The sequence below is a fragment of the Novosphingobium clariflavum genome (genome assembly GCF_026420865.1).
GTDB classification, from domain to species: Bacteria; Pseudomonadota; Alphaproteobacteria; order Sphingomonadales; family Sphingomonadaceae; genus Novosphingobium; species Novosphingobium clariflavum.
In genome coordinates, this window is sequence record NZ_JAPCWC010000061.1 from 1 (window position 1) to 4385 (window position 4385).

Annotated in this window: 5 protein-coding genes; all 5 read left to right on the plus strand. The window is 65.8% G+C overall.

Translation table 11 applies throughout. The features are described from left to right. Window positions 1-194 precede the first annotated feature (194 nt). The 5 genes from OKA11_RS24090 (at window position 195) to OKA11_RS24110 (ending at window position 4166) form a co-directional block, all read left to right on the plus strand. Complete coding sequence (locus OKA11_RS24090) at window positions 195-515, plus strand: type II toxin-antitoxin system Phd/YefM family antitoxin (protein WP_069336079.1); 321 nt, start codon at window positions 195-197, stop codon at window positions 513-515. Then, entirely contained in the window at window positions 460-888 is a 429-nt protein-coding gene (locus OKA11_RS24095; protein WP_267225115.1) for a hypothetical protein, read from the plus strand. Before OKA11_RS24090 ends, OKA11_RS24095 begins: the two co-directional genes overlap by 56 nt. A gap of 714 nt (window positions 889-1602) precedes the next feature. Continuing rightward, window positions 1603-1941 carry a single-stranded DNA-binding protein gene (locus OKA11_RS24100; protein ID WP_069336081.1) on the plus strand — a complete coding sequence of 113 codons (339 nt, stop codon included), beginning with the start codon at window positions 1603-1605 and terminating at the stop codon, window positions 1939-1941. A 133-nt stretch (window positions 1942-2074) separates the two neighbouring features. Continuing rightward, window positions 2075-2527: a hypothetical protein gene (locus tag OKA11_RS24105; RefSeq protein WP_267225117.1), complete on the plus strand. Its 453-nt coding sequence runs from the start codon at window positions 2075-2077 to the stop codon at window positions 2525-2527. 649 nt (window positions 2528-3176) lie between these two features. Then, on the plus strand, window positions 3177-4166 hold the full coding sequence (locus OKA11_RS24110; RefSeq protein ID WP_069336083.1) for an SLOG family protein: 990 nt from the start codon (window positions 3177-3179) through the stop codon (window positions 4164-4166). Window positions 4167-4385 lie beyond the last annotated feature (219 nt).

A 4385-nucleotide genomic window follows, 5' to 3' on the forward strand; every position in this document is an offset into this window, starting at 1 on the left:
TCGACCCCGGACGGTCTCGGCCAGTCCACCGCGCCGCTCGAGAACGCCTGATCGACCACGGGCGGCGCATATGCGTCGCCCCTTTCGCTCCCTCGACGGGGATCGCTTCGCTCCCCCCGAAGCGGTCCCCGTCTTCATTCTGGCTATTCCGCGCACAATGCGTATAATCGCCATTTCCACCGCAGGAGGATATCATGGCGACCCGCGCTGACGACGACACCGTCAACCTCACCGACTTTCACAAGTCTCCCGGCGTCTATGTCGATCAAAGCCAGACGCGGCCTGTCATTCTCACCAAGCACAAGCGTCCGTTCGCGGCCGTCGTCAGTGCCCAGTGGCTCGAACATGCCGAAGCTGCGCTCGCTGCGCTTCATGGAAACCGCCGTGTCTATTCCGAAGGAACCTTCCCCAATGACTTCGCGGCCCGTCTTGAAGCCTCGCTTCCCAGTGACGCCGAAATTGCCGCCGATCGATGGGACCACGACACCCCCGGCACCGCCGCCTCGCCCGGGTGATATCCTCAACTATGTCTATCTCTTCAGCACCGACGCCGCGGCGGGCAGGGACGAAGGCGTCAAGGAACGCCCCGTTATAGTCCTTGCCGCCGATGCCTCCGGCATCGTCGTTGCGCCCATCACCACCAAGGGCGAGATACCCGATAGCGACACCGATGCGATCCCTGAGGTTGTCGCGACCGCTATGGGTTTGCCACGCCCGCAGGAAAGCTATGTCGTTCTCAACGAAGCGAATGAGTTCGACTGGCGCGGCCACGACGTGATCGATCTCAAGAGTGGCGGCTTTCTCTACGGTAGAACCCCGCCGGGATATTTCGCAAAGATCATCCGCGCCATTCAGGCACGGCTCCTGAAGCCTCTGGACCGTCGCTAACGGGTCTCTCATGCAATCGCGATCGACAATCGCCCTCTGAAAGGAGCGGTGCCTTTCGGCACCGCCCCGACGGTTGGGATCGCAGCTGTCCGCCAACCGGCCCTGATCTCGCAATCCGGCGGCCTGTAAAGCCATCGCCACCCTGCCAGCGGAATCGCCCTGAAAGCAGCCTTCGATGGCGATCGGAACGGTGCCGGGGATGGCGGTTGCTGGCGATCGCCCTGGCAAGCGTTCCGGACGAAGGTGCCCTTGCGGCATCCGGCTTCCTCGACACGGCCGTCACGCCCGCATGTGACCGTCCTTGTTCAGCTCCGGGCTGTCGCCACCATCCCAAGGAGTCGCGACGCTGGTGGTGCGGTTGCCCCCCGCACTCCATCGCCCGGTGATACGGATGACGCACCCGACCCTGTCGGTTCACGAGACTTGTTCATCTCGAAGCCTGCGGGAACCTTGGGCTGCGACCGGCGGTCCATCCGCCGTTTCGTGTCACCTGCGCCGGGAGCCGGAACCCCGCAACCCCTTTGGCAGGGCCGTGTTGCCGCGCGTCGCGCGGCTGCCCGCACCACCCCTGCAAAAGCGGTTCCCCTCCGGTCGATCGATCCCGCCGCCTGCGCGACGGTCCCGATCGCCCTGCGGTGCGGCGCCCCGACTCCCGGCGCTCCTTAGGTGACACCGGCGGACGAACCGCCGGCCACATCCCAAGGAGGCTTCGAGATGAACAACGTGAACCTGGTCGGCCGCATCACCCGCACCCCCGAGCTGCGCGAGGTCAACCGCACCACCAGCGTCGCGACGATCTTCGTGGCGACCGATCGCCCCAAGCTGAACAAGGACGGCCACACCTACAAGGGCGAGGACGGCTTCACGGTCAAGGAAACCGAATACCACAAGGTCACCTGCTTCAACGGCCTCGCCAAGGCGATCGCCAACAACCGCCAGAAGGGCGACCTCATCGCCATCGAAGGCCGCCTCCACTACACCCGCTGGCAGGACGTCGACGGCAACGACCGCTACGGCTGCGAGATCATCGCCGACCGGGCAGAATTCTACTGACCCGAACCGCACGGGGCGGTGCCGCAAGGCACCGCCCCTGCCGCGTGCTCACTCTGACCGGCGCGCCGCCCTCGACGCGATGCTGACGCATCGCGCCTTGCGCGCGCGCCTCCGCTCGAAAAGGATCGGCATCATGACCACCCAGCGCGACATGTTCGACGGCGATCCGTTCGCGCCGGACCCCGAACCCGAAATCCCGGCACCGGCGCGCGGCAGTGACGACGGCGATGCCGTCGCCCCCACGCCGCTCGCGGTGCCGTGCGGCTTCTACGATCGCCGGAACAAGCCCTGCCGCCGTCTCGCGACCCGTCCGATCCTCATGGATGGCAAGCCCTTCGTCCATCGCGACCGGCTGCTGCTCTTTTGCCCGCGCCAATGCTGGTTCGACGACGACAGCGCAGTCGAGCCGGAGCCGGCAAACCGGATTGTCGTCCATACCGGATATGATGACGAACCGGATTTACACATCAATCCGGTAACCGACGATCACGATGACAATTTCGACCCCGACGATCCGGGTCACACCCAGATGCCCGACTACGGGGACGCCCATGACGACGGCGATAGCCACGACTACGATCCATGACCGCGTGATCCAACGCGCAGCCTCTCCGGCTGCGGCTGCGGCCGCTGTCACGGCCGCCGCTCCCTTGCATCCGGTTCGGGCGGTCTGTCCTGCCATGGTGGTTGCGAGAAGGGCGTAGAAGAAGAGGTTGGGCGTCCCGCCCTATGGGCGGGCACGCGGCTCTACTCGGCCCTGGCGGGCCTCCCGGAGCCCCCTGCGGGGTCTCCGCCCTGACGGGTGACGATCCGCTCGCTGCGCCGGGCGTCCTCCTTGGGGGCGGCGCGGGCTGGTTCGCCCTCCCGGGCTCTCTGGCGCCCGCTTTACGATGCCGTGCCTTGCGGCACGCCATCGTCGCCCGCCGTCGGTCCGACCCGGCGTGCCTGCCACAACATAATATTTTCTCTCTCTGTGATGAGGAAGTTTGGCATGCGGGGATTTGCGGGCCGTCAAGGACGAGCGGTCCCCCAATTTTCACGCACCCGACACTCCGGCTGCGCCTCCGCTTTCGGGCACGAGAAAATCGGCTCCACCGCTCGCGAGCGTTAACCGGGGTCCGTGCCGTCTGCGCGGCACGGCTTCCCGGTTAACGTCCCTGACCGCCCTGACCGCCGCATGCCGGATGAGATTCCTCACCGAGAGAAGGTGAGATTTTCAACACATGGAGGCTATCATGACCAAGTACAGCAACTTCGACGACATGGGCCGCGCGTTCAACGAGCGCCGCGTCGACACCGAAACCCGCCAGACCTACGAAGGCAGCTTCATCGAAGCCAGCGAGATGGCCAAGCTCAGCATCGTGGGAGAAGCCGAGAAGCTGGAAATGCCCGATCCCGATCAGGCAGCAGCCGCCGTCGAACAGATGCTCTCGACGATGTTCGATGTATTCCGCGACACCCGGATGGAGGAGTTCGCCGCCGACCTCGCATGGGGCTTCGTCAACAGCTTCCACATGGTGGCCAAGCGCATCGAGGGCCGGGAGGATGACGCCGCCAAGAAGCTGGGCGATCTGGTCCGCAGCTACGACCCCTCGGAGATCTACGCTGTCGAACTCGAAGAGACCCAGCTGCTCTGCCAGACACTGGAAGGGTGCGCCGAGGCGATGCGCTGCATGCGCGACCACGCCGGCGAAGTCTATCGCATCGAGACGGGCCGTCCCTTCTCGACCGTGCGCGGCAGCCGCGTCTCCTCCAAGCTCACCGCCTCGATGATCGACGGAGCCGACTATCTGGCCGCACGCGCCGCCAAGAAGCGGGAAGAGCACAACCCAACCGGGCCTGTCGTCGCCTTCTCGGGCGGCATGGAATGGCACGACCACGAGCAGCTCTTCGAACGCCTCGACCAGATCAAGCGCCGCATCCCCTCGATGGTCCTGATGACCACCGCGATGAACAAGGGAGCCGACGCCATCGCCGCAGCATGGGCGTCCTCGCGCGACGTCAAGCTGGTGCGCATGATGCTCGAGCGTCGTCACGGCAACAAGGCGGGGTTCCTGCGCAACGACCGCATCGCAAGCCTGCGTCCCGTCGAGGCAGTCGTGTGCGAAGGATCGGGCGTCCAGATCGACTTCGCCCGCAAGATGCGCACCGCTGGCGTCCCGCTGCACGTCTTCCGTCGCAACGAACAGGCACCGATGCAGCCTGCGCGCAGCCGCCGCGCCTGACGCATCTGTCGGAAGGGCTCCGGGAAACCGGGGTCCTTCCCTTTTTTTACGTCGCCCTGGGCGGCGCTTCGGGGCATCGAGCCCCATCGCGCCGCGTGGGCCTGACCTTGCGGTCGATGACGCCCATAGACGGCAGCGGCCCGGCTCGCTCGCGGCATGGCAATGCCGTCGCATTGCCGATGCACGCTACGCCTCGCCAGTGCCGATCGCACCGCGCAT

What these genes read in the sequence shown, in the direction of transcription:
- OKA11_RS24105 (WP_267225117.1), top strand. Translation starts at nt 2,075, where the DNA reads ATGACCACCCAGCGCGACATGTTCGACGGCGATCCGTTCGCGCCGGAC.
- OKA11_RS24100 (WP_069336081.1), top strand. Translation starts at nt 1,603, where the DNA reads ATGAACAACGTGAACCTGGTCGGCCGCATCACCCGCACCCCCGAGCTG.
- OKA11_RS24090 (WP_069336079.1), top strand. Translation starts at nt 195, where the DNA reads ATGGCGACCCGCGCTGACGACGACACCGTCAACCTCACCGACTTTCAC.
- OKA11_RS24110 (WP_069336083.1), top strand. Translation starts at nt 3,177, where the DNA reads ATGACCAAGTACAGCAACTTCGACGACATGGGCCGCGCGTTCAACGAG.